22 protein-coding genes and 1 riboswitch are annotated in these 25,197 nt (G+C 69.3%); of the genes, 15 read left to right on the top strand and 7 right to left on the bottom strand.

The window, feature by feature from the left end; genetic code table 11:
* Positions 1-9 precede the first annotated feature (9 nt).
* A complete protein-coding gene (locus tag AB8M85_RS15050; RefSeq protein WP_372699641.1) occupies positions 10-648 on the top strand; it encodes a hypothetical protein in 639 nt (212 codons plus the stop codon).
* Complete coding sequence (locus AB8M85_RS15045) at positions 645-1,343, top strand: HAD family hydrolase (RefSeq protein ID WP_372699640.1); 699 nt, start codon at positions 645-647, stop codon at positions 1,341-1,343. The genes AB8M85_RS15050 and AB8M85_RS15045 overlap by 4 nt, the downstream gene beginning before the upstream one ends.
* On the opposite strand, the gene AB8M85_RS15040 is transcribed toward AB8M85_RS15045, so the two are convergent.
* The 3 genes from AB8M85_RS15040 to serS all read right to left on the bottom strand — a co-directional run bounded on the left by AB8M85_RS15040 (position 1,322) and on the right by serS (position 4,560).
* Positions 1,322-2,080 carry a MerR family transcriptional regulator gene (locus tag AB8M85_RS15040; RefSeq protein WP_372699639.1) on the bottom strand — a complete coding sequence of 253 codons (759 nt, stop codon included), beginning with the start codon at positions 2,078-2,080 and terminating at the stop codon, positions 1,322-1,324. The genes AB8M85_RS15045 and AB8M85_RS15040 overlap by 22 nt on opposite strands.
* Positions 2,081-2,289: 209 nt before the next feature.
* Positions 2,290-3,120: an HAD family hydrolase gene (locus AB8M85_RS15035; RefSeq protein WP_372699638.1), complete on the bottom strand. Its 831-nt coding sequence runs from the start codon at positions 3,118-3,120 to the stop codon at positions 2,290-2,292.
* Positions 3,121-3,273: 153 nt separating this feature from the next.
* A complete protein-coding gene (gene serS, locus AB8M85_RS15030; protein ID WP_372699637.1) occupies positions 3,274-4,560 on the bottom strand; it encodes a serine--tRNA ligase in 1,287 nt (428 codons plus the stop codon).
* A 31-nt stretch (positions 4,561-4,591) separates the two neighbouring features.
* Here serS and AB8M85_RS15025 point away from each other — a divergent pair, with 31 nt between their 5' ends.
* Entirely contained in the window at positions 4,592-5,653 is a 1,062-nt protein-coding gene (locus tag AB8M85_RS15025; protein ID WP_372699636.1) for a diacylglycerol kinase family protein, read from the top strand.
* Positions 5,654-5,695: 42 nt separating this feature from the next.
* Here the strand turns inward: AB8M85_RS15025 and pheA are convergent, their stop codons facing one another.
* Complete coding sequence (gene pheA, locus AB8M85_RS15020; RefSeq protein ID WP_372699635.1) at positions 5,696-6,631, bottom strand: prephenate dehydratase; 936 nt, start codon at positions 6,629-6,631, stop codon at positions 5,696-5,698.
* Entirely contained in the window at positions 6,628-6,954 is a 327-nt protein-coding gene (locus AB8M85_RS15015; RefSeq protein ID WP_372699634.1) for a rhodanese-like domain-containing protein, read from the bottom strand. Before AB8M85_RS15015 ends, pheA begins: the two co-directional genes overlap by 4 nt.
* A gap of 82 nt (positions 6,955-7,036) precedes the next feature.
* On the opposite strand from AB8M85_RS15015, the gene AB8M85_RS15010 reads away from it, so the two are divergent.
* The 7 genes from AB8M85_RS15010 (at position 7,037) to AB8M85_RS14980 (ending at position 17,226) form a co-directional block, all read left to right on the top strand.
* Positions 7,037-9,088 carry an ABC1 kinase family protein gene (locus AB8M85_RS15010; protein ID WP_372699633.1) on the top strand — a complete coding sequence of 684 codons (2,052 nt, stop codon included), beginning with the start codon at positions 7,037-7,039 and terminating at the stop codon, positions 9,086-9,088.
* Positions 9,085-10,512: an amidase gene (locus AB8M85_RS15005; RefSeq protein ID WP_372699632.1), complete on the top strand. Its 1,428-nt coding sequence runs from the start codon at positions 9,085-9,087 to the stop codon at positions 10,510-10,512. Before AB8M85_RS15010 ends, AB8M85_RS15005 begins: the two co-directional genes overlap by 4 nt.
* A gap of 52 nt (positions 10,513-10,564) precedes the next feature.
* On the top strand, positions 10,565-12,022 hold the full coding sequence (locus AB8M85_RS15000) for a peptide MFS transporter (protein ID WP_372699631.1): 1,458 nt from the start codon (positions 10,565-10,567) through the stop codon (positions 12,020-12,022).
* A gap of 94 nt (positions 12,023-12,116) precedes the next feature.
* Positions 12,117-13,778, top strand: a complete 1,662-nt coding sequence (gene pgm, locus AB8M85_RS14995; protein ID WP_372699630.1) for a phosphoglucomutase (alpha-D-glucose-1,6-bisphosphate-dependent) — start codon at positions 12,117-12,119, stop codon at positions 13,776-13,778.
* Positions 13,779-14,103: 325 nt separating this feature from the next.
* Positions 14,104-15,423 carry a glycine betaine/L-proline ABC transporter ATP-binding protein gene (locus AB8M85_RS14990; RefSeq protein ID WP_372699629.1) on the top strand — a complete coding sequence of 440 codons (1,320 nt, stop codon included), beginning with the start codon at positions 14,104-14,106 and terminating at the stop codon, positions 15,421-15,423.
* Positions 15,424-16,275 carry an ABC transporter permease gene (locus AB8M85_RS14985; RefSeq protein ID WP_372699628.1) on the top strand — a complete coding sequence of 284 codons (852 nt, stop codon included), beginning with the start codon at positions 15,424-15,426 and terminating at the stop codon, positions 16,273-16,275.
* A gap of 42 nt (positions 16,276-16,317) precedes the next feature.
* Positions 16,318-17,226, top strand: coding sequence for a glycine betaine ABC transporter substrate-binding protein (locus AB8M85_RS14980; RefSeq protein ID WP_372699627.1), 909 nt, complete (start codon positions 16,318-16,320; stop codon positions 17,224-17,226).
* 84 nt (positions 17,227-17,310) lie between these two features.
* On the opposite strand, the gene AB8M85_RS14975 is transcribed toward AB8M85_RS14980, so the two are convergent.
* Positions 17,311-18,756, bottom strand: coding sequence for an aldehyde dehydrogenase family protein (locus AB8M85_RS14975; protein WP_372699626.1), 1,446 nt, complete (start codon positions 18,754-18,756; stop codon positions 17,311-17,313).
* Positions 18,757-18,832: 76 nt separating this feature from the next.
* A riboswitch (TPP riboswitch) is annotated at positions 18,833-18,934 on the top strand.
* Between AB8M85_RS14975 and thiM the strand changes: the two genes are divergently transcribed.
* The 5 genes from thiM to AB8M85_RS14950 all read left to right on the top strand — a co-directional run bounded on the left by thiM (position 18,926) and on the right by AB8M85_RS14950 (position 24,335).
* The gene (gene thiM / locus AB8M85_RS14970; protein ID WP_372699625.1) at positions 18,926-19,741 is read left to right on the top strand and encodes a hydroxyethylthiazole kinase; all 816 of its coding nucleotides are present in this window, start codon (positions 18,926-18,928) and stop codon (positions 19,739-19,741) included. Its footprint overlaps the riboswitch before it by 9 nt.
* On the top strand, positions 19,738-20,412 hold the full coding sequence (gene thiE, locus AB8M85_RS14965) for a thiamine phosphate synthase (RefSeq protein ID WP_372699624.1): 675 nt from the start codon (positions 19,738-19,740) through the stop codon (positions 20,410-20,412). The genes thiM and thiE overlap by 4 nt, the downstream gene beginning before the upstream one ends.
* On the top strand, positions 20,409-21,941 hold the full coding sequence (locus AB8M85_RS14960; RefSeq protein ID WP_372699623.1) for a bifunctional hydroxymethylpyrimidine kinase/phosphomethylpyrimidine kinase: 1,533 nt from the start codon (positions 20,409-20,411) through the stop codon (positions 21,939-21,941). Before thiE ends, AB8M85_RS14960 begins: the two co-directional genes overlap by 4 nt.
* Positions 21,942-22,011: 70 nt before the next feature.
* Positions 22,012-23,328, top strand: a complete 1,317-nt coding sequence (locus tag AB8M85_RS14955) for a uracil-xanthine permease family protein (protein WP_372699622.1) — start codon at positions 22,012-22,014, stop codon at positions 23,326-23,328.
* 8 nt (positions 23,329-23,336) lie between these two features.
* Positions 23,337-24,335 (top strand): phosphotransferase, encoded by a 999-nt coding sequence (locus tag AB8M85_RS14950; protein ID WP_372699621.1) that lies wholly within the window; start codon positions 23,337-23,339, stop codon positions 24,333-24,335.
* Here AB8M85_RS14950 and AB8M85_RS14945 read toward each other — a convergent pair.
* Positions 24,332-25,195, bottom strand: coding sequence for a glycerophosphodiester phosphodiesterase (locus AB8M85_RS14945; RefSeq protein WP_372699620.1), 864 nt, complete (start codon positions 25,193-25,195; stop codon positions 24,332-24,334). The two genes, AB8M85_RS14950 and AB8M85_RS14945, sit on opposite strands and share 4 nt — an antisense overlap.
* Positions 25,196-25,197 lie beyond the last annotated feature (2 nt).

The raw sequence follows: 25,197 nt of genomic DNA, 5'->3' as shown, positions 1-25,197 counted from the left end.
ACTGGTCCCATGTTCGTCCTCACCATCAACCAGCGCGACTCGCGTGAGGTCGGCGACCGCGTCGATGACCTGGTCCGGGACCTGGAAACGGTCCCCCTGCTGCGTCCCTTCCAGCGGTCCTTCGGCGACGAGGCCATCGGGGTGGCCGACGATGCCGGCCACGCCGTCGAGGCGGCGATGATCGCGCTGCGAGGGCGCCGCTGGCATGTCGGCATCGGGGTGGGTCCGGTCCAGACGCCTTTCCCGGAGTCCATCACGCAGGCGGAGGGCTTTGGTCTGGTCCATGCGCGCCGCGCCGTGGACCGGGCGCAGAAGACCGGCGAGCGCGTCCCGTTGGCCATTTCCGGTCCGGACGCCGCCCTTGCCGCCGAGGCGGAGGCCGTGGCCCGGCTGGTGGGCCAGATCGTGGTGACCCGCACCGAGGCGGAATGGTCCGTTCTGGACCTGATGATCCCCGGGGTGCGCGGCCAGCAGAAGGCGATTGCCGCCGAACTGGGCATCACCACGCAGGCCGTCTCCAAGGCCGTGGTCCGCTCGAACTGGAACGAGGAATGGGCGTGCCGCCCGGCGGTGTCCCGGCTGCTCGCACTCGTGGCCGGACCGTCCGAGTTGCCGGCCGCCACCTACCCGTACGACCCCCGAGGATGAGCCCGGAACCGGCGCAAGCCACGGCCAGCCGGCCCGGCCTGGTCATCTTCGACTGCGACGGCGTGCTGGTCGACACAGAGCGCCTCGCCACGGCCATCGAGGCCCGAACCCTGACCGCAATGGGCCACCCCCACACGCAGGCCGACGTCGTCGCCACCTTCATGGGCCGCTCCGCCGCCGATGCCTTCACGCTGCTCACGGACCTGTTGGGCCCGGCGCGGGCGCTGGAGTTCGACGAGCGGTCCACGGCCGAGACCCGGGAGGCCTTCGCCCGCGAGCTGGCCCCGGTCCCGGGCGTCGTTGCGGTCCTGGATGCGGTGGAGGCAGCCGGGTTGCGATACTGCGTGGCCTCCTCGGGATCGCATGCCCGCATGGAACTCACCTTGGGGACCACGGGCCTGTCGGACCGCTTCGTCGGGCGCATCCACTCCGCCGAGGCTGTCGACCGGGGCAAGCCCTGGCCGGATGTCTTCCTCCATGCGGCGGCCCGGGAGGGCGTCGACCCGAGCGGGTGCGTGGTCATCGAGGACAGCGTCAACGGGGTCCTGGCGGCACGGGCCGCGGGGATGGAGGTGCTCGGCTTCGCCGGCGGGCTGGCCGGGGCGGAGGCCCTGCGGCAGGCCGGAGCCACCCTCTTCGACGAAATGGCCGACCTGCCGCCCCTGCTCGGGCTCTACAACTCCCGGTCGGCGTAGACGGCCAGGGCGTCGCGGACGAACGCGGCGCCGGTGGGTCCACCGTAGTTCGCCCCGAAGCGGGGGTCGTCGACGTACATCTGGCCCAGCCCCGTCACGTAGCCGCGCATATCCCCTCCGGGCCTGCTCGCCGGCGTGCCCGGAACCGAGGACAGCCACTCGACGTGTCGGCGCGCCAGCTCCTGCGCCTCGGCGGATGCGGGGTCGATGCCCCGGGCCGCTGCGCCGGACCAGTCCGCGGACAGGGCGGCCACACGGTCCTTCCAGTCCTGCTTCGCCGCGGCGTCGAGACCACTCCACCAGGCATCACCGCTGGCATAGGCCTCCCGTCCCCAGCGGCGCTCGACCTCCTCCCGGTGCTCGGTGTGGTCGAATCCGTCCAGCATGTCTTCGGGCATGAGGGTTCCTCCTGTGGTGATGGTGTCGATAGTGCGTTCAACCGAGGCGATCTGCCGGTCCAGGCGCCGGCGCTCCTGCTTCAGCCACTCCACATGGGTTCCCAGCGCATCGGCTGTGTCGAGGGGCCGGTCCAGGACGGCGGAGATGGCCGGCAGGCCCAACCCGAGCTCGCGCAGGAGCAGGATGCGTTGCAGGCGGTGGAGGGCATCGGCGTCGTAATGGCGGTAGCCGTTGGAGGCGATGCGGCTGGGTGGGAGCAGGCCGATGCTGTCGTAGTGCCGCAGGGTGCGGCTGGTGGTGCCCGCCAACGCGGCGATCTGCTGGATCGGCCAGTCCATGGGGTGCCCCTTTCGTCTCGGTCGCCCCAGCGTATGGCTTGACGTTGCGTCAACGTCAAGCACGGTTCGCGGGGTGCTTCCGGGCTGGTCGCGGCCACCGTCCACGCGGGTCCACGCCATCCATCCGGTGGTGGTGCCGGTCAGGCCGGCTTGAGGCGAGGAGGGTTCGACGTGGTCCCGGAAATCAACGTTGTGGGGCCGCCGGGGCCCTACAACAGGCTGCGCAACACGTGCGCCAGCCCGTCCTCGTCCACGGAGGCGGTGACCTCGTCGGCCGCGGCCTTGACCTCGTCCGGGGCCTGGCCCATGGCGACGCCGCGTCCGGCCCAGCCGAGCATCTCGATGTCGTTGCGTCCGTCGCCGACGGCCACGGTATCCGCTGCCGCGTAGCCGAGCTGGCCGCGCAGCTCCTCGATCGCACTGGCCTTGGTGATGCCCTCGGCGGCGATGTCCAACCAGGCGGTCCAGCCGACGGAGTAGGTGACCCCGTGCAGTCCGATGGCCCGGACGGCCTCGCCGAACTCCTCGGAGGAGGAGTCGGTGGAGAAGACGACCAGGCGCACCGCCGTGGCCTCCATCAGCTGCTCGAACGCCACGGCACGGGCCTCGACGCCGAAGCTGGCGTCCTGGAAGCGCTCGGTGGACAGGAAGCTGCCCTCGTCGTCCTCCAGTGCGTACTTGGCGGTGGGCAGTGCCCCGCGCAGGGCCCGCAGTGCCGGAGCCGGGTCGAAGGTCTTGCGCTCGAGCACCTCGTATCCGGCCTCCAGGGAGGTGTCGATGCGTACGCTCACGCCGCCGTTGCTGCACACCGCATATCCGGAGTCGATGCCCAGGAGCTCGACGACGGGCAGGGTGGCACCCAGCGATCGTCCGGTGGAGACGATCACCTCGTGCCCTGCCGCCACGATGGCGCGGGCGGCCTCCCGGACGGCGTCGGACATGTGGCCGTCGTGGTCCACAAGTGTGCCGTCAACGTCCAGGCACACCATCTTCTGGCTGGTGGTCATCAACCGGTCTTCGGTGCCGGTGTTCACTGTCATGGTCATGACTCTAGTCAAACATCGACCGGCTCCGTTGGACATCGACGGGGTCACATCCACCGGTGAACATCCGCCGACGAGCCGATGGCCCCGCGGTTAACCAACCGTGCGCCCGCCCCGGGGGCGGACGCACGGCCGATGCTGCGGCGCGGCTCAGAGGACCGGCAGGGTCTCCAGGCCACCCAGGTAGGGGCGCAGGGCCTCGGGCACGGTCACGGAACCGTCGGCGTTCTGGTGGTGCTCCAGGATCGCCACGATCCACCGGGTGGTGGCCAGCGTGCCGTTCAGCGTGGCGACGGGCCGGGTCCTGCCCGGCTTGCCATCGGCTCCGACCGTCCGTTCGCGGATGTTCAGGCGGCGGGCCTGGAAGGTGGTGCAGTTCGAGGTCGAGGTCAGCTCCCGGTACGCGTCCTGGGTGGGGACCCAGGCCTCGCAGTCGAACTTGCGGGCGGCGCTCATGCCCAGGTCGCCGGCGGCGGTGTCGATGACGCGGTAGGGCAGCTCGACCTTGGCCAGCATCTCCTCTTCCCAGGCCAGCAGCCGCTGGTGCTCGGCGGCTGCGTCCTCGGGCGAGCAGTACACGAACATCTCGAGCTTGTTGAACTGGTGGACCCGGATGATCCCGCGGGTGTCCTTGCCGGCGGAGCCGGCCTCGCGCCGGTAGCACGAGGACCAGCCGGCATACCGGGTGGGCCCGACGGAGAGGTCGAGGATCTCGTCGGCGTGGTACCCGGCGAGGGCGACCTCGGAGGTGCCGGTCAGGTACAGGTTGTCGCGTTCGAGCCGGTAGATCTCGTCATCGTGCTCGACATCGAACCCGGTGCCCTGCATGGTCTCGGGACGGACCAGGGTCGGGGTGATCATCGGAATGAACCCGTTGGACACCGCCTGGTCCAGCGCCATGTTCAGCAGGGCGATCTCCAGCCGTGCCCCGACACCCTTGAGGAAGTAGAAGCGCGATCCGGAGACCTTCGCGCCGCGTTCCATGTCGATGGCGCCAAGCATCTCGCCCAGTTCCAGGTGGTCGCGGGGCTCGAAGCCCTCGGCGGCGAAGTCACGGGGGGTGCCGACGGTCTTGACCACGGTGAAGTCTTCCTCGCCGCCGGCGGGGGCGCCGTCCTGGATGAGGTTCGGCACAGAGCGCTGCAGCGCCGTCAGTTCCTCCTGCGCGGCGTCGGCGGTGGCCTGTTCGGCCTTCACCCGCGCGGCAAGCTCCTTCACCTCGGCCAGCAGGGCGGCCTTCTCCTCACCCTGGGCGGCGGCGACCTTCTTGCCGAAGGCGTTCTGCTCGGCGCGCAGGTTCTCGAAACTGGTGATCGCAGTGCGGCGGGTGGCATCGGCACTGATGATCCGATCCACCACGGATTCGTCGGCGCCGCGGAAACGCTGGGAGTCACGGAAGGCCGTCGGATTCTCTACGAGCTCTTTAACATCGATCACCACTACAGGTTACCGAATCCCCGCTAGGGTAATGAGCACCATGGGCCTCGAATACCTTTCCCTCATCCTCGTTGTCGTCGCGCTGCTCATTGCCGCGGCGAGCCTCGTCTCCGTGGGGCGCCTGCGGGTCAAGGTCCGCGGCATCGCCTCGACACCGCTGGTCTCCGACGCGTTGGCCAACACATCCAGGACGGCCCTGGTCATCAACCCCTCCAAGCAGGCGGCCGACGAGACCCGCTCCGCCCTGCTGCTGGCCTGGGCGTCGGCGGGGTTGGATGAGCCCATGGTCCTGGAGACCACTGTCGACGATCCGGGCTATGGGATGGCACGCCAGGCGCTGGAGGCCGGGTGCGAGGTCGTCGTCGCGGCGGGCGGCGACGGGACGATCCGCGCCGTCGGGGAGGTGCTGGCCGGCACCGGGGCATCCATGGGGATCATCCCCCTGGGCACCGGCAACCTGCTGGCGCGCAACCTCGGCTTCAACGTGGACGACCTGGGGTCCTGCGTCCACACCGCCTTGCAGGGACGCACCCGGGCCATCGACGCGGCGCAGATCGAGCTGGAACGGGCCGACGGCAGCTCCGACACCAACGTCTTCCTGGTGATGGCCGGCGTCGGCACCGATGCCGAGATGATGGCCGACACCCGGGACGACCTCAAGGCAATGGTGGGCCCCCTGGCATACGCGGAGGCGGGGATGCGCCACCTGCCGGGCAAGCGGCGTCCGGTGACCATCACCCTGGACGACGGTGAGCCGATGGACCGGAAGATCCGCTCGTTGATCTTCGCCAATGCCGGGAAGCTGCAAGCCGGTCTCGACTTCGTCCCCGACGCCAAGCTCGACGACGGCCTGCTCGACCTGGTGGTCATGAGCCCGCGCTCGGCGGTCGGCTGGGCGTGGATCGCTGCCAAGACCGCGCTGCGCCACCGCCGTGCCATCCCGGTCATCGAGTACTTCCAGGCCGGAAAGATTCGCATCGTCGCCGACGAGGACATCGGATCCCAGCTCGACGGGGACACCACCGGTGAGATCCGCGCCGTGACGGTCACCGTCCTGCCGCTGGCCCTCAAGATCCGGGTGCCCACACACTGACGTCGAGCCCGGTGCACCCGCATGCTGGTGCACCGGCGTCGATCACCGCGTGTGGGACTGCAGTCCCCTGACCCAGGCATGGGCTTGGGCGAAGGCCTCGTCGGTGTTGTGCCGAGCCGGGGAGGGGCTCGGCTCGTCGAGTTCGGTGGCGCTGGGATAGGACCCGAGGAATCGGATCTGCGGGCTGATGCGGTGCAGGCCGGCCAGGGCGTCGGCCACCCGCGCCTCGGACAGGTGCCCCTCGACGTCGACGGAGAAGAAGTAGGAGCCCAGGCCCTCACCGGTCGGGCGGGATTCGATGCGGCTGAGGTTCACGCCGCGGGCGGCAAACTGCTCCAGGATCCCCATCAGGGCGCCCGGATGGTCCTCGGGCAACGGGATCACCACGGTGGTCTTGTCGTTCCCGGTCGGCCCCGGCACCGCTCCGGGCCGGGTGACCAGCACGAAGCGGGTCACGGCCCCGGTGTGGTCCTCCACGCCGCGGCGCACCAGGTTCAGCTGGTTCTGCTCCAGCACAAGCGGCGAGCAGATGGCCGCGTCGTAGCGGCAGTCCGGATCCAGCAGCCCCAGGGCGCCGGCGGCCGTGGAGGACGCCGGGACGAATTCGGCGCCGGGCAGATGGGCCTCCACCCATCCGCGGCACTGGGCGATCGCATGCCCATGTGTGGCCACGGTGCGGATCTGGCCCGGTTCGGTGATGCCCTCGCGGGCGACCAGGACGAACGTGATCGGCACCAGCACCTCGCGCACGATCTGCAGTGCCCCGCCGCTGGCGATGGCATCCAGGGTCGCCGACACCCCGCCTTCGACGGAGTTCTCGATGGGCACCATCGCCGCGTCGGCGTCGCCGTCGCGCACGTGCTGCAGGGCGAGGTTCACGCTCGTGGCCGGAACCCGTTCCCCGTCCTCGACCCCCGGGACCTGCAGGAGCGCCTGCTCGGTGAACGTCCCCGCAGGCCCCAGATAGGTGTATTTCATCGAACGGTGGGCTCCTGGCCGTTCTCGCTCGTGAGCGGCAATCCGGCCTCGAGCCAGGCTCCGCTGCCGCCGGCGATGTTGAAGGCGGTGTACCCCTGGCCCACCAGCCAGCCGGCCACCTGGGCGGAACGGCCGCCGGTGCGGCAGATGACGTAGGTGTCCTCGTCCGGGTCCAGTTCCTCCAGGCGTTCCGGCAATTCGCCCATCGGGATGTGCACCGCCCCGGTTGCGTGGCCCTCGACCCATTCGTAGTCCTCGCGGACGTCCAGCACCTTGGCACCGGCCGGAACGCCGGTGACCTCCACGGTCTCGAATTCGCTCATGGTCCATCCTTCCAACGGTTTCCTGCTGAGGTCCCCAGCCTATAGTGGGTACCGACCCCTCCCCGATAGATGAAGGGCTGACATGGACCCGAACGCCGGCATCGCCGCACTTGGCGGCCTGGGCTGGACGCTGACGGTCATCCTGGGGGCGGTGTTCCTGGCCCTGCAGGCCTGGATCGTCGCGGGTGTCTCACGCCGGGTCCTCGGAGTGCCCGTCGGATGGCCGCGCTCGATCGCCGTCGGCCTGCTCATGTCTGCCGGGCTGAGCTTCGTCGTGCGGTATCTCTTCCGGGCAGCCTACGTCAGCGACCAGACGCAGCTGCAGGTCTCGCCCCCCGTGGCCCTGATGTTTGCCGCGCTGGCCCTGATCTGGGTGTTCGCCCTCGGTGTGGCGCTGCTGATGGTCCTGGAGATCACCTTCCCCACCGGCACGCTGCCCTCGCCGATCCGCCTGTTCACCGGCTGGAAGACCCGCCGTGCCCACAGCGCCCGCTACTTTCAGGTCATGCGCATCGCCGTGCGCCACGGGCTGCTGGCCCAGGCCCGCGGGCTGAACCGCCGGCGCGACGAGGCACGCGAGGACCAGACGGCCCGCTCACTGCGCGAAGCCCTCAACGAGGCCGGCGTGACGTTCGTGAAGCTCGGGCAGATGCTCTCCAGCCGACGCGATCTGCTCTCCGAGCCGTACATCCGCGAGCTCTCGCATCTGCAGACGCAGGCGGCCCCGGAACCCTGGCCGGTCATGGAGGCGGCCCTCGCCGCGAGCCTGGGCCGGGCTCCTCAGGACGCGTTCGCCTCGATCGAACAGGAGCCGCTCGCCTCCGCCTCCGTCGCCCAGGTGCACCGGGCCACCCTGCATGACGGAACCCGCGTTGTCGTCAAGGTGCAGCGGCCGTCCGCGCTGAAGCAGGTCGAGCGCGACCGGGCGATCGTCGTGCAGATCGCCGGCTGGTTGGAGCGCTCCGCCCCGTGGGCACGCCGACTGGGGGTGTCCGCCCTGGCGCGCGGATTCTCTGATTCCCTGGCCGAGGAACTCGACTACCGCACGGAAGCCGAGAACATGCAGGCCATTGCCGCGTCGTTGAGCGGTTTCGAGGTCACCGTGCCGCAGGTCCACACCGGGTTCAGCGGTCCCCGTCTCCTGGTGATGGACGAGCTCGACGGCCAGCCGGTCGGGTCGGCCGGTGCGGCGCTGTCCCAATGGGGCCCGGACCGGCGTCGGGTGCTCGCTCGGGAACTGCTCGGCGCGACGCTGCACCAGATCTCCGGGGACGGGGTCTTCCATGCCGACCTGCACCCCGGCAACATCTTCATCACCCGGGAGGGCGGGCTCGCGCTGCTCGACTTCGGCGCCGTGGGCAGGCTGGATCCGGCCAGCCAGCAGTCGTTGAACATGTTGTTATTCGCCATCGACAAGAACGACAACCAGCTGGCCACGGACGCCTTGTTGGGGCTGCTCGACCGACCGGAGGACTTCGACGAACGAGGTTTCGAGCGCTCGCTCGGGCAGCTGCTGGTGCGCTACCGCAATGGGTTCGGCGGCCAGGGCGGGTCCGAGATGTTCACGGCCCTCTTCGCCCTGATCGTGCGCCATGGCTTCTCCGTGCCACCGCAGGTCGCCGCAGCCTTGCGCGCCCTGGGGGCCCTGGAGGGAACGCTGTCGCTGATCGATCCAGCGCTGAACGTCGTGGCGGCCGCCCGCGAGGCCGGTCGGAAGATCATCGGGGCCCAATTCACCGCCGCAAGCTTGAAGGACGAGCTCGAGGTGAGGGCCATGCAGCTCCTGCCGACCCTCCGCGAGTGGCCCCGCCGGCTGAACAAGATCACCGAGGACGTCGAGCGGGGCCGGCTCTCGGTCAACGTCCGGGTCCTAGCCCATCCGGCCGACCGCGGGTTCCTGAACCGGCTGGTCCAGCAGGTCGTGGTGGCCCTGCTCGCCGGCGCCGCGACCCTGGCCGCGATCATCCTCATCACGACCGAGTCGGGACCTTTCCTCACCGAGAACGTCCGGCTCCATGCCTTCTTCGGCTACGTGCTGCTCTTCATGGGCTTCATCCTGGCCCTGCGCTCGGTCGTGCTGGTTTTCCAACGCGACCGCGACGACGAACACGACACCCTGGAGGCCAGGCGATGACCACCGACCACGACGATTCCCCCGACAACACGATCGGTGGGCTCACCGCCGTCGAACTGCGCGACCTGCTCGCCAGCGGCGGTATCTCGGCCCGGGAGGCGGCAGACCACTTCCTGTCCCGCATCGAAGAGCACAATCCCCGACTGGGCAGTTTCATCACCGTCACCGCCGAACGGGCCCTGGCCGATGCCGATGCGGCCGACCAGGCCGCGGTGCGTGCCCGGACCGGCGCGCAGGCCCTGCCCCCGCTGCACGGGATGCCCCTGGCCTACAAGGACCTGTGGGACGTCGAAGGGGTCCCCACCACCTTCGGCAGCGCCGCCGTCCCCCATGCCACCGCCCGGGAGGACAGCCCGCTGGTCGCCCGGCTGCGCACGGACGGAGCCATCTCGCTGGGCAAGACGCAAATCCCGGAGTTCGGCCTGAACTGCTATTCCGAGAACCTCATCGCCCCACCGGCCCGGCATCCGGTCGATCCGTCGCTGTCGCCCGGTGGCTCCTCGGGTGGCAGCGCGGCCGCCGTCGCCGCCGGCCTACTACCGGTGGCCCCCGGGAACGACGGCGGCGGTTCCGTGCGCATCCCTGCCTCTGCCTGTGGACTGGTCGGGCTGAAGCCGGGCCTGGGGACCGTCCCGGCGGATCTGGCCAACGGCCGCGTCGACCGATTCGGCGCCCCGCGCTTCGTGGTCTCCGGACCGTTGGCCCGCACCGCCGAGGATGCCGGCCTGCTGATGGACTCGCTGACCGGGACCACGGGTTACCTGGCCGCGGCCCGGCGTGCCCGGCCGGCCAGCGGACGGGCGTTGCGGATCGGCCTCTCGCGCACCTCGCCCTTCGAGACGCACTACCCCATCAGCCTGGCGCCGGAAGCCGAGGCGGCGCTGCAGGCGGGCATTGGCCTGCTTCAGGCCGCGGGCCACCGCGTCGAGGAAGCCGATATCCGCTATGACAACCGCTATGCCGATGCCTTCCAGGCCATTTGGACCGCGGGGTTGGCCGAGGCGGGACTCCCGGACGAGGCGGCTCCGGCACTGATGGAACTCACCCGCAGCTTCCGCGCCCGGGCCCTGGCCCGGTCCGATGGGGACAAGCGGGACGCCGCCACGGTCCTGCAGAAGATCGCCGGGGACTGCCGCGCCCAATGGGGCCGGTACGACGCGGTACTGACCCCGGCGATGGCCCAGACGCCACGCCCGATCGGCTGGTACACCTCCCACGACGCCGACTTCGACTACGAGCTGCAATGCCGGTACACGCCCTACACCTCCGTGGTGAACGTCGCCGGGACACCGGCCGTCACCGTGCCCACGCTGCGCACCGACACGGGGCTGTCGATGGGGATCCAGCTGATCGGCGCCAACGGCAGCGAGGCGGACCTGCTGGCACTGGCCGCACAACTGATGCATGCCGCCAACGACATGTGATCTGGCTCACGGAAGTAGGTGTATCGGGACACCCAGGCGCAAAATATTGTAAATGACCTCATTGAATACCACACGGGAACCGGCCGGAAAGACCTTCTTTGGCCACCCCCGGATGCTCTTCAACCTCTTCAATGTCGAGATGTGGGAGCGCTTCTCCTTCTACGGCATGCAGGGCATCCTCGCCTACTACATGTACTTCGAGGTGGCCGAGGGCGGTCTCGGCCTGGACCAGGGGTTGTCCCTGAGCCTGGTCGGCGCCTACGGCGGCACCGTATACCTCAGCACCATCTTCGGGGCCTGGATCGCCGACCGGCTCTTCGGCTCCGAGCGCGTGCTCTTCTACACGGCGATCATGATCATGCTCGGCCACATCGCCCTGGCCGCCCTGCCCGGAGTCGTCGGACTGACGGTCGGCCTGCTGCTCGTCGCCCTGGGATCGGGCGGCCTGAAGGCCACCGCGACGACCCTCGTGGGCTCGCTGTACGCCGAGAAGGACAGCCGCCGCGACGCCGGGTTCTCCATCTTCTACATGGGCGTGAACATCGGCGCCCTGATTGGCCCGCTGCTCACCGGCCTGCTCCAGACCCGGCTGGGCTTCCACTATGGCTTCGCCCTGGCGGCGATCGGCATGGCCATCGGCCTGACCATCTACGCCCTAGGCCGCAAGAACCTGCCGGCCTCGACGCACCACGTCACCGACCCACTGCCGGGCAGCCTGCGCGTGCGCTACGGAATCGGCGTCCTGATCGGCATTGCGATCATCATCGTCCTGCTGACCACCGGCATCGTCCATGCCGACAACCTGGCCACCACCATCGCCATCGTCGTCGTCGCCGCATCGGTCATCTACTTCATCGTCATCCTGAGCTCGAAGAAGATCGACACCACCGAGCGCCGCCGCGTCACCGCATTCATCCCGCTCTACGTCGCCTCCGCGGCGTTCTGGGCCCTGTTCCAGCAGCAGTTCACGTTCATCGCCGTCTATTCCGAACAGCGCCTGGACCGCAATCTCTTCGGTTGGGAGATGCCGGCCAGCTGGACCCAGTCCATCAACCCCGTCTTCATCATCATCTTCGCCGCGGTCTTCGCCGGCATCTGGACGAAGATGGGAGACCGGCAGCCCTCGACCCCCCTGAAGTTCGGCGCCTCGCTGGTGATCGTCGGCATTGCCTTCCTGGTCTTCATCCCGCTGAACTCGCTGGAGAAGACCCCGCTGCTGGCCCTGGCCGGGATCCTGTTCCTGTGCACGATGGCCGAGCTGCTGCTCAGCCCCATCGGCCTCTCGGTCGCCACGAAGCTGGCCCCGATCGCCTTCACCACGCAGATGGTCGCCCTGTTCTACCTCTCGGTCTCGCTGGGCACCACCCTGGCGGGCATCCTCGCCGGCTTCTACACCGAGGGCAACGAGATCCCCTACTTCGTCGCCCTCGGCGGCACCGCCATCGTCCTGGGCGTCGCCCTCATGGCGGCCGTCAAGCCGATCAAGTCGCTGATGTCCGGGGTGAAGTAGTCCCCGCGTTCACTTCGCGTCAAAAAAGCCCCGGTCCCGGACACTTCGTCCCGGGACCGGGGCTTTTTCGCAGCCCATCTGGTTAGCTGTATCCATGGCTGCCGAACGTGCCGGGATGCGAGCACTCCCCGAGGACCTGATTGATCTCGACGCCGTGCGCTCCGCGTACTTCGACGTCGTACCGGATCCGGAGGACCCCAGCCAACGGGTCTCTTTCGGCACCTCGGGACACCGCGGGCGCTCCCTGGACGGATCCTTCAACGAGAACCACATCGCGGCCATCACCCAGGCGATCGTGGAATACCGCGCCGGCCAGGGCATCGCCGGGCCGCTGTTCGTCGGCAAGGACACCCACGCCCTCTCCGACCCGGCACAGGACACGGCGCTGGAGGTCCTGGTCGCCAACGGCGTGGACGTACGCGTCGACGCGCGCAACGGCTGGACCCCCACCCCGGCCGTCAGCCATGCCATCCTCACGCACAACCGCTCCCGGCGTCCCGGCGACGCCGCCGGGCAGGCGGACGGGATCGTCATCACCCCCTCGCACAACCCGCCCTCCGACGGTGGCTTCAAGTACAACCCGCCGCACGGGGGCCCGGCCGGCTCGGATGCCACCTCCTGGATCGCCGGACGCGCCAACGACCTGCTCACCGCGGGACTCTCCGGGGTGAAGCGGGTGACGATTTCGCAGGCACGCTTCGCGGAGAACCTCGGCAGCCACGACTTCCTGTCCGCCTATGTCGGCACGCTGTCCTCGGTGCTCGACCTGGATGCCATCCGGGCCGCCGGGGTGCGCATCGGCGCCGATCCGATGGGCGGGGCCTCCGTTGACTACTGGGGCGCCATCGGCGAACGGTATGGCCTGGACCTGACGGTGGTGAACCCCGAAGTCGATCCGCGCTGGTCCTTCATGACCCTGGACTGGGACGGCAAGATCCGCATGGACTGCTCCTCACCGGCCGCCATGGCCGGCCTGATCGAGACGGTCCGGGACGGCGGCGCCTCCTTCGACATCGGCACCGGGAACGACGCCGATGCCGACCGCCATGGGATCGTCACCCCGGACACGGGGCTGATGAACCCCAACCACTTCCTCTCCGTGGCCATCGACTACCTGTACCGCCACCGTCCGCAATGGCCCCAGGGCGCCGGCGTCGGCAAGACGCTCGTGAGCTCCTCGATGATCGACCGGGTGGCTGCGTCGCTGGGCCGCGAGCTCATCGAGGTCCCCGTGGGCTTCAAGTGGTTCGTCCCCGGGCTGCTGGACGGAACCGGGGTCTTCGGCGGGGAGGAATCCGCCGGGGCAAGTTTCGTGCGTTTCGACGGGAGCCCCTGGACCACCGACAAGGACGGCCTGCTGCTGGCGCTGCTGGCCTCGGAAATCCAGGCCATCACCGGTTCCTCCCCCAGCGAGCACTATGCACGGCTGGCTGCGGACTTCGGGGCGCCGTCGTACGCCCGCATCGACGCGTCTGCCACGCGCGAGCAAAAGTCCGCCCTGGCCAAGCTCTCGGCCAGCGACGTGTCGGCGGCGGAACTCGCCGGCGAACGCATCACGGCCCGGCTGACCGAGGCGCCGGGCAACGGCGCACCCATCGGCGGACTGAAGGTCACCACCGAGAACGCCTGGTTCGCGGCCCGCCCCTCGGGAACCGAGGACGTCTACAAGATCTACGCCGAATCGTTCAAGGGCGAGGACCATCTGCGCCAGGTCCAGCAGGAAGCCAAGGCCCTGGTCGACTCGATCATCGGCTGACCGTATTGACCCCCGCGATCGGCGAAACCACCGGTTTGCGGAGGTTTTGACAAACCGTCCTGTCACAATGCCATAACTTCAGGGAACCCCTTGTGGCCCTAGGGATGCAGCCATGCCCACCCCGGGTGTACTCTCGGTCAAACGCGGCTTTTCAGCCCTCGGCGAACAGGGGGTTGTTAGCGTTGCAGGTGAAAGTCAATCACTCGCCCTGTCAGAAGGACTTTCCTCGTCGCCTCCGGTGGTCGCGCCTTGGAACCGTCGTCGGGGTCGGGTTACCGAGAAATCGGTCTGTCTCCCCCCGGACCCAGACCGTGGACGGGAAAACGTGAATACTCCTGAGACAGGGCAAGCCGCACTCCGCGTGGACAGCGCGTACAAGGTGTTCGGACGCCGCGGGCACGAGGCCGTCAAGCTCCTGAAAGCGGGCAAGACCCGCCAGGACGTGGCATCGCTGGGAACCGCAGCCGTCATCGACGCGAGCTTCGAGGTCAAGCCCGGCGAGATCTTCGTGGTCATGGGCCTTTCCGGGTCCGGCAAGTCGACGCTGATTCGCATGCTCAACGGCCTCTGGCCGATGACCAGCGGATCGGTTGTCATCGGCGACACCGACATCGCCAAGATCTCCGCCAAGAAGCTGCGCAAGGTCCGGCAGAAGCGCATTTCGATGGTGTTCCAGCACTTCGCCCTCCTGCCGCACCGCACCGTGCTTCAGAACGCCGCCTACGGGCTCGAGGTCCAGGGCGTCGGCCCCGCGGAACGGACCGAACGGGCGAACAGGGTCCTGGACATCGTCGGGCTGAAGGGTTGGGGAGACAAGTACCCGAGCCAGCTCTCCGGCGGCATGCAGCAGCGTGTCGGCCTGGCGCGTGCACTCGCCGCAGAGACGGACATCCTGCTCATGGACGAGGCCTTCTCCGCACTGGATCCCCTGATCAGACGCGACATGCAGGAACAGCTCGCCGCACTCCAGGCCGATCTGGGCAAGACCATCATCTTCATCACCCACGACCTGAACGAGGCCATGTTCCTCGGCGACCGCATCGCCGTCATGCGCGACGGCGAGATCGTGCAGATCGGCACCCCTGATGACATCCTCACCCACCCGGCCAATGATTACGTCTCGGCCTTCGTGCGGGACGTCGACCGCACCCGGGTGCTCACCGCCGGCACCGTCATGGAGAAACCGCGGGCCGTGGTGAACCTCTCCGGTGGTGCACGCAACGCGCTGCGGACCATGCGCGAATTGCAGACCTCGGCGGCGTTCGTCCTCGACCGGCGTCGGGTGCTGCTTGGCTCCGTCCGCGACCGCGAGGTCATGGCCCTGCTCGAGCGCGGCGGCTCGGATCTGGAGGAAATCATCACCGCCGGAAACGACCCCGTCACCGCCGATACGGCGTTGAACGACCTCTTCGGACGCTCCGTCGAATCCCCGGTCCCGCTACCGGTGGTCGATGACGAAGGCCGTCTGATCGGCGCGATTGCCCGCGCCACGCTGCTCTCGGCATTGGGCAACGTGCCCTCGAGCACCAGCGGCATCCCGGTGGTCACCCCCGGCCAAACGGCGGGTAGCGAAGACGGCGCAACCCCGGTGGACGGCGATGCCGTTGACGAATACCCGGTCGAGAATGAAGGAGAGGCGCGCTAGATGGGAGACAACCTGTTCCGCATTCCGGTTGGCCAGTGGGCCGACACCGTCCTCGACTGGATCATCGCCAATCTGGGCGGGCTCTTCAACGTCATCAAGGCCTTTTTCCAGAACTTCTATGACGGGCTCGGCTACATCCTGACCGAGCCCCCCTTCTGGGTGGTCATCCTCGTCCTGGCCGCGCTCGCCTGGCTCGTCAAGAGCTGGAAACTGGGCGTCGGCACCGCCCTCGGGCTGCTGCTCATCTATGGGATGAACCAGTGGGAGAACTCGATGAACACATTGGCCCTGGTCCTGGTCGCCAGCGTCGTGGCCGTGGTCATCAGCGTCCCGCTGGGCATCCTGACGGCGAAGTCCACCATCGCCTCGGCCATCGTCAAGCCGATCCTGGACTTTCTGCAGACCATGCCGGCGTTCGTCTACCTGATTCCGGCTCTGCTGCTGCTGAGCATCGGCCCGGTCCCCGGCATCGTCGCCACCATCGTGTTCTCGCTGGCTCCGGGCACCCGCTTCACCGAACTGGGCATCCGCAGCGTCGACACGGAAGTCGTGGAAGCCGGACAGGCCTTCGGCGCCTCGCCGGCGCGCATTCTGCGCCAAATCCAGATCCCGCTGGCATTGCCGACCATCATGGCCGGCATCAACCAGGTCATCATGCTCTCGCTGTCGATGGTCGTCATCGCCGGCATGGTCGGCGCGGGAGCACTCGGCGGGGAGGTCTACAAGGCCCTGACCACGCTGGATACCCCCTTGGGTGTCGAAGCAGGACTGTCCGTGGTCCTGCTGGCCATCTTCCTGGACCGCATCACCGCCTCCCTCGGACACACGAACATGCCTGCCAAGAATGCCTGACCCTGCAGCCCCGGCCTCGGGGCGCGACGAAAGGAACAAGTAATGAACAAGAAGCTCGCATCATTGATGGGGATGGCCGCAGCGGCGGCGCTGGCCCTGACTGCCTGCGGTGGCGACACCTCCGGCGGTGACGCGGGGGCCTCGGCCTCCGGTAACGACGACAAGAAGGAACTGAAAATCGGCATCATGGCCGGTTGGGATGAGGCCGTCGCCGTGTCCAACCTGTGGAAGCAGGTCCTCGACAAGAAGGGCTACGACGTGGAGCTGACCACGGCCGATGCAGCCCCCATCTTCTCCGGCGTCGCCACGGGTGCACTGGACTTGACCATGGATGTCTGGTTGCCACAGACACACAAGGACTACATGGATGAGTACGGCGACAAGATGACCGAGCTGGGCACCTGGTACGACAATGCCAAGCTGACCATTGCCGTGAACAAGGACGCGCCCATCGACTCCTTGGAGGATCTGGCGAAAAACGCGGACAAGTTCAACAACACGATCTACGGCATCGATCCGGGGGCCGGTCTGACCAAGGCCACCGAGGAGAAGGTCATCCCCGAGTACGGCCTGGAGAAGATGAAGTTCCTGACCTCCTCGACCCCGGCAATGCTGGCTCAGTTGAAGAAGTCCACCGACGCCGGCGAGAACATCGTCGTCACCCTGTGGCGTCCGCACTGGGCCTACGACGAGTTCCCGATCAAGGATCTCAAGGACCCCAAGAACACCCTGGGCACCGCCGAGCACATCACCGCCTACGGTGACGCGGACTTCGAAAAGGACTACCCCACGCTGACGAAGTGGATGAAGGACTTCAAGATGGACGATGAGCACCTGTTCTCACTGGAGAACGCGATGTTCAACGGCACCGATACGGACAACTACGCCCCGATCGTGGACAAGTGGATCTCCGAGAACCAGGACTACGTGGACTCGCTGACCGCCGAGTAGCCATCGACCGCCCAACCATAGGTGGGCAATCAGCCCCGGACCCGGTCCCGCATCCCGCGGGGCCGGGTCCCGGTGTGTCCGGGCTCAGCCGAGCCGGCGCATGATCCCGCGCTTGGCCCAGCCGAAAGGAGGGTAGACGGCCCGCAGGGTGTCCAGCCTCGCGGACTTCGAGAGCATCGGCCGCTGCTGGCTGAACGTGTCGAAGCCCGCCTTGCCGTGGTAGGCCCCCATTCCGGACGCGCCCACGCCTCCGAAGGGCAGGCCCGGCACGGCCAGGTGCATGTTGCAGACATTGTGCCCGATGCCGCCGGCCCGCACCTGGTCCTCGAAGGCCGCGTGCAGCCGGGGACGCTCGCTGAAGAGGTACGCGGCCAAGGGCGACGGCCGCGAATTGATGAAGCGGATGGCGTCGTCGAACCGGTCGACCCGCACGATCGGCAGGACGGGGCCGAAGATCTCCTCGCTCATCACCGGCGCCCCCGGGTCCACGTCGGCCAGGACCGTTGGCTCGATGTACCGCTCGGCGGCATCGATGGAACCGCCGGACACGAGGCGCCCGTCTCCGAGGTAGCCAGCCACGCGCACGAAATGGTCGTCGTTGACCATGCGCCCGTAGTCCCGGCTCGACGACGGATCCTTGCCGTAGAACGCGGCGATCGCCCGGGGCAGGTGCTTCTGCAGCCCGGCGGCCGCGCCCGCGCCGACGGCCAGCACGTAGTCCGGGGCCACGCACGTCTGCCCGGCATTCATGAACTTCCCGTGGGCGAGCCGGCGGGCAATGGCCGGGAAGTTTCCGTCGGAGACGACGGCGGGGCTCTTCCCCCCGAGTTCAAGGGTCACCGGTGTCAGCGATTCGGCGGCGGCGTGGGCGACGATCCGGCCGACCCGCTCGCCACCGGTGTAGAAGATATGGTCCCAGCGCAGGCCCAGCAGCTCCGTCGTCGTCTCGGCCGCCCCTTCGACCACGGCGACGGCCCGGGGGTCCAGGTATTCGGGGATGAGCCGGGCGAGCAGCGCGGAGGTCTCCGGGGCGAGTTCGGAGGGTTTGAGGAGCACGGCATTGCCCGCGGCCAGGGCCCCGACCAGGGGCCCGAGCAGCAGCAGGACCGGGTAGTTCCACGGTGCGATGACCAGCACCAGGCCCAGGGGTCGGGACTGGATGCGCGCGGCCGCCGGTTGCAGCGACACGGGCACCTTCACGTGCCGGTCGGCCATCCAGTCCCCCAGGTGCAGCTGGGCGTGGTCGATCTCGGCCTTCACGCGGTCCAGCTCGGTCAGGCGCGCTTCGGCAGCCGGCTTCCCCAGGTCCGCGGCCAGCGCGCCGCAGAGCGCCTCCTCCTTCTCCTGGAGCAGCCGCTCGAGCGCCTTGAGCTGCCCGGCACGGAATCTGCGCGGGTGGGCCAGCCGTGAATCGGCGGCGTCGCGCAGTCGCCGCGAGGCGGCCACTGGTTGCTCTGCGGGCTGCGGGCCGCGCCCCGCGGTGGTCGCGGCGGTCGCGGCGGTCGATCGGGTGCGTCGCTTCGTGGCCATGCTACGACCTTAGCGCCCGCCGGTGGTGAACCAGGTCACGGACTTGGCTGCGGCCGCGGGGGCCGGTAGGCTCGCGGTCATCGACACGGGGTGTCCGCGCAGAGGGCGCGGACTGAGATCACACCCGTCTGAACCTGATCTAGTTCGTACTAGCGGAGGGATGTCGCCCATGCCCGTGCATGCGCCCACCTATACACCGGCCGACCTCGGCCACGCCATTGAGAAGCTGCGCACCTCGGCGCCACTGGTCCAGTGTCTGACCAACGCCGTCGTCACGAATTTCACCGCCAACGTCCTGCTGGCCGCCGGGGCCTCCCCGGCCATGGTCGACGTCCCCGGGGAAGCTGCCGCGTTCGCGCCGGTGGCCTCCGCCGTGCTCGTGAACCTGGGCACGCCGCACGCCGAACAGCGCCGGGCCATGCTCGAGGCCGCCCGCAGTGCCCGCACGGCAGGCATCCCCTGGGTGCTGGACCCGGTAGCGGTCGGCTTCTTGGAGGTGCGGACCCAGTTCGCCGCCGAGCTGCTGGCCGAACGCCCCACCGTGGTCCGCGGCAACGCCTCCGAGATCCCCGCCCTGGCCGGTTCCGGTGCTGGCGGCCGCGGCGTCGACGCCACGGACAACGTCGAGGCGGCCCTGCCTTCGGCCACCCACCTGGCGGCGTCCTGCCCGACCGTCGTGGCGGTCTCCGGACCGGTCGACCTCGTCACCGACGCCGGCCGCACCGTGCGCGTGCACGGCGGCGATCCCCTGCTCACCCGCGTCACCGGAGGCGGCTGCTCCCTCGGTGCCCTGGTGGCCGCGATGGTCGCCGCGAACGACGGCGATGCGCTGCTGGGCACGATCGCCGCCCACGCACTGTACTCGGTCGCCGCCGAACGGGCCGCCGCCACCGCGACCGGACCGGGCTCCTTCGCCGTCGGGTTCCTGGACACCCTGGCCGCCACCGGCCCCCAGGAGCTCTCCACCGCGGCGGTGCTCGCATGAGGGCGCCGGCACCGGGAACCGGGATCTACCTCGTGGCCGACGCCGCGAGCACCGCCGGACGGCCCCTGGCCGACATCGTGGCCGCCGCCGTCTCCTCCGGGATCGGGACCATCCAGCTGCGCTGCAAGGACCTCCCCGCGCGGGATTTCCTGGCCGAGGTAGCCGCCTGCGCCGTCCACACCGCGGGCCGTGCCCTGCTGCTGGTCAACGACCGTGTCGATGTCTACCTGGCCGCCCGCGCCGCAGGGGTCCCCGTCGACGGGGTCCACATCGGGCAACAGGACCTGCCGGCCTCCGCCGTCCGCGGGCTGATCGGCCAGGACGCGGTGCTGGGCCTGAGCGCCAGCACGCCGGACCACTTCGCCGCCGTGGCAGCCCTGCCGCCCGGGACCGTGGACTACCTGGGCACCGGAGCCGTGAGGCCCACCCCGACGAAGAAGGACCATCCGACCCCGCTGGGCTTCGACGGCTTGGCCTCCCTCATCGCCGCGGCACCCCTGCCGTGCGTCGCCATCGGCGGACTGGGCCACGGGGACACCGGCGACGTCCGGGCCGCGGGAGCGGCCGGCATGGCCGTGGTCCGTGCCATCTGCGCCGACGACGACCCCGCTGTCGCCGCCGCCTCGCTGCACGCCGAATGGGCCCTGGCCGGGGTGGAGGTGGCCCAGTGAGCCACGACCGCATCCCGAACGTGCTCTCCATTGCCGGCTCCGACCCCTCCGGCGGGGCAGGCATCCAGGCGGACCTGAAGTCCATCGCCGCCTGCGGGGGCTACGGCATGGCCGCCATCACCGCGCTGACCGCCCAGAACACCCGCGGCGTCACCGGTGTCCACGCCCCGCCGGCTGAGTTCCTCACCCGACAACTCGAGGCCATCTCCTCCGACATCCGCATCGACGCGGTGAAGATCGGCATGCTGGCCACCGCCGACGTCATCGAGGCAGTCACCACCTGGCTGGACTCCCTCCGGGGCACCCGTCCGGGCACCGCCGTCGTCCTGGATCCCGTGCTGGTGTCCACCTCCGGCGACCGGCTCCTGGAGCACGACGCCGAAGCCGCCTTGCGCCGGCTGCTGCCCCTGGCCGATGTGCTCACCCCGAACACCGCCGAACTGGCCGCCCTGCTCGAGGAACCGGAGGCGGCCGACTGGGATGCGGTGCTGGGGCAGGCCGGGCGCCTGGCGGCGCGGCATGATGTGCTGGTGGTGGCCAAGGGCGGGCACCTGGCCGGGGCGGAGTGCCCGGATGCGCTGGTCGGCCCCGAAGGGGTGCTGGCCGAGGTCTCCGGTGAGCGGATCGACACGAGGAACACGCACGGCACCGGTTGTTCGCTCTCCTCGGCGCTGGCCACGCTGCAGGCCCGGTGCGGGGACTGGTCAGATGCGCTCCGGCTCGCGCGGGCGTGGCTGCAGGACGCCCTGGGCACCGCCGACGCGCTCGAGGTCGGCCATGAACACGGTCCGGTCAACCACTTCGAGTCGCTGTGGGCCGGGCGGATGCCCCCGTCCACCGACGCGCTGCTCTCCACCTGGTGGAACGGGATCGCCGGATTGCGTTCGCGCATCGATGCGCTGGCGTTCATCCGTTCTCTGCGCGATGGGAGCCTGCCGGCTGGCGAATTCCACTTCTACCTGGCGCAGGACGCACTGTACCTGCGCACCTACTCCCGCGTGCTCTCACGGGCCGCCCAGCTGGCACCGAACCGCACCGAGCAGGCGTTCTGGGCCGCCGGTGCCGTGGGCGCGCTCCAGGAGGAGGCGAACCTACACCGGCTGCGGCTGGGAAACACGGCGGATCCGGAGCCGAGCCCCACGACATCGGCCTACCTGAACCACCTGGTCGCCTCCGATGCGTCCTACCCGGAACTCGTGGCGGCGATCCTGCCCTGCTACTGGCTCTACCAGGACATCGGGCAGCGGCTGGCCGCCGCGGCTCATCCGGGCCATCCATATGCCGATTGGCTCGCCGCCTATTCCTCGCCGGAGTTCGACACGGCCACGGCCGAGGCGGTCGCCACGGTCCAGCTGGTGGCGCTGCGGGCGGACGCCGCAGGGCTGGCGGCCATGCGGCGGGCCTTCGACGAGTCGAGCCGGCACGAGCTGGCGTTCTTCGCGCAGACCTCCGCCGATGCCGTCGCCGGGCGGGTCGCGGGCATCGAGCAGGTCGACGCCGACAGACGGGTCCACGCGCCCGCCCTGTAGGATTCCGTGGGGGTTCCGCACGGTTCCGGCCCCCTCGAGAACATCCGCAAGGTCCACACGGAGGACACCCATGAGCAGAAACCTCGGCTTCGGCTGGACGGTCCACGGCGACGGCACGACGATCCGGCCCGGCACGGTGGTGGCCCCGGACGAGCGGCTCAACTGGTTCCAGACCACCGGGATCGGCGTCCAGCACGTGATGGCGATGTTCGGCTCGACGGTGCTGGTCCCCGCCCTGACCGGTTTCCCCGTCACCGCCACGTTGTTCTTCTCCGGCGTCGGGACGCTGTTGTTCCTGGTCATCACCGCCGGCCGGGTGCCGAGCTATCTGGGCTCCTCCTTCGCATTCATCGCCCCGGTGAGTGCGGCGATGGCCGGCCATGGCTTCGCCGGTGCGCTGGGCGGGATCGTGGTCTCCGGGGCGGCACTGTTCGTCGTCGGGCTCGTGGTGCAGAAGTCCGGTACCGGATGGATCCACGCACTGATGCCGCCCGTGGCCATGGGCACCATCGTGGCGCTGATCGGGCTGAACCTCGCCGGGGCGACCACCGAGGCCATGCAGACCGTCCCGCTGACGACGTTCGCCACCGTGGCCGCCATCGTCTTCACCGCCGTGCTGTTCCGCGGGCTGCTCGGGCGCCTGTCCATCCTGGTGGGCATCATCGTGGGCTACCTGGTGGCCCTGGCACAGCGGCAGGTGGACTTCAGCGCCGTCGGCGAGGCCGGATGGGTGGGTCTGCCGCCCTTCGCCGTCCCCGAGTTCCACCTGGACACCCTGGCCCTGTTCCTGCCCGTGGTCTTCGTCCTGGTCGCCGAGAACATCGGCCACGTCAAGACCGTCGGCCTGATGACCAGGCGGAACCTCGACGACGTCAACGGCCGGGCCCTGATGGCCGATGGCGTGGCCAGCATGGTGGCCGGCTTCGGCGGCGGCTCCGGGACCACCACGTACGCGGAGAACATCGGGGTCATGGCCTCCTCCCGCGTCTACTCCACGGCCGCCTACTGGATCGCCGGCATCACGGCGATGCTGCTGGCGTTCCTGCCGAAGTTCGGGGCCGCGATCAGTTCGATCCCCACCGGCGTCAGCGGAGGGGCCGGGATCGTCCTCTACGGCATGATCGGCATCATCGGCGCCCGGCTATGGGTGCAGAACAAGGTGGACTTCTCCAACCCCATCAACCTGATGACCGCCGGGGCCGGGCTGATCATCGCCATCGCCAACCCGACGATCACGATTGGCTCGATGCAATTCGGCGGCATCGCCCTGGGCACCATCGCCACGCTCGTCATCTTCCACGGCATGTGGGCCATTGCCCGATGGCGGGGCACCGAGCCGACGAACGCCGGCGACTACGAGGGCTCGACCCCCAGTAAGCTCGGCTAGGCCCAGCCATGGCCGAATGGAACGACTACTGGGGCACCGAGGCCTGGCTCGACCAGGTTGACGCTTGGGTATCGATGGTGCTCGACACCTACGAGCTGCACCGCACGGCACCCCTGGAGCGCGGCATCATCGAGCTGTGGTCCACGCAGGTCGTGGTGCACACCGACCACGGGAAGCTGTTCTTCAAGGCCGTGAACCCCGGCCAGCAGTCCGAGGTCGCCCTGACCGCCGCCGCCGCGCGCCTCGCACCCGACCAGCTGGTCATGCCCCTGGCCGTTGAGCCGCTGCGCGGATGGATGATCTCCCCGGACTACGGCGAGACCATGGCCCGGATCCCCAGCACCGACTACCAGCTCTGGGGACGGATCCTGCGCGACTTCGCCCGGTTGCAACGCCACCTCGTCCCCCACGGCGACGAGCTCTTCGATGCCGGGCTCGGCCAGCTCGACCCGGCCTTCCTGCCCGGCTACATCGACGAGCAGCTGCTGCTGCACGCCTCCCTGCCGACAGGGCATCCGTTGCACCTGCCCGAGCGCGATGCCGAGGACCTGCACCGCCAGCTGGGCCCCGTCCGGGACATGGCCGCGTTCCTGGCCGCCGGCCCGGTGCCGCTGTCCCTGGACCACAACGACCTGCACCGGGGAAACGCCTTCCTGCCGGCGTCCCCGGAGGAACCGCTGCGTTTCATCGACCTGGGCGACGCCTACTGGGCCCACCCCTTCGCCTCCCTGGCGATGCCGCTGCGCACCATGTCGAAGGAACTGGGCACGACGCCGAGCGACCCTAGGATCCGTACGGTGGTGAATGCCTACCTGCACGAGTGGGAGGACTACGGGCCGGTGGAGGAGCTGCGGCACTACATCGAGCCGGCGCTGCGGCTGGGCAAGCTCCAGGCCCATGCGACCTGGATGCGGATGCTCACCGGGGCCAGCGATGCCGATCTGGACCGCCACGCGGCCCAGGTGCTGCGTCCCTTGTCGGAGCTGGTCTCCCCGCTGACCCTCTAGCCTGCCGGGCCCGGGATTCCGGGACGCGCCGTGTCGTTGGTGCCCGTCCCCCCGCGTTGGGGCCAGCAGCCACGGGCGGCCAGGACCGCCGCCAGCACGTCGGCACGGTCGGTCAGGAGTCCGTCGACCCCCAGGTCCAGCAGCCGGTCCATGTCCGCGCGGTCGTTGACGACCCACACGTGGACCTGCAGCCCGGCGCGGTGCGCCTGGGCGATGAAGCGCGGCGTCACCACCCGGAGGCGTCCGTGCCGCTCGGGGACCTGCAGCGCCGCCACGGATGCCAGCCACGGGCGCAGCAGGCCCATCAGACCGACCTTGCCCAGCAGCACGGCCGCGGCGATCGTCACCCTCCCGGGGCTGGAGGCCGCCGGTGCGTCCAGCAGGCCCAGGACGCGACGGCGCCGCACGTCGGAGAACGAGGCGACCAGGACCCGGTCGTGTGCCCGGTACTGGTTGAGGAGTGCGGCAAACGGCACCACCGACTGCTCGTCCTTGAGGTCGACGTTCAACCGGACATCCGGCCAGGCCGCGAGCACGTCCTCGAAGCGCGGGATCGCGCGCCCGTCGACGTCCAGGCGGCGGATGTCGTCATAGGTGTGGTCCTCCAGCCGGCCGGTCCCGGTGCTGACCCGTTCGAGCGTCTCGTCGTGGAAGACCATCACGACCCCATCGCGGGTGGTCCGCACGTCCAGTTCCAGGTAGCCGAATCCCCGCTCAACGGCGGAGCGGAAGGCCTCCAGGGTGTTCTCGCCGCCGTTGGGCGCGTCCCCGCGGTGGGAGAAGCCCAGTGGCCAGCGGGCACCGTGGGGGGCGGACGTAGGATTCAGGTACGGGAACCTGCTGTTTGGCGGAGTCCTCACCG

Origin of the sequence: Arthrobacter sp. JSM 101049, from assembly GCF_041679245.1 — a bacterium.
Taxonomy (GTDB): Bacteria; Actinomycetota; Actinomycetes; order Actinomycetales; family Micrococcaceae; genus Arthrobacter_H.
The sequence above is the reverse complement of the archived record's forward strand: the minus strand, read 5'-3'. Positions and strand labels throughout refer to the sequence as shown.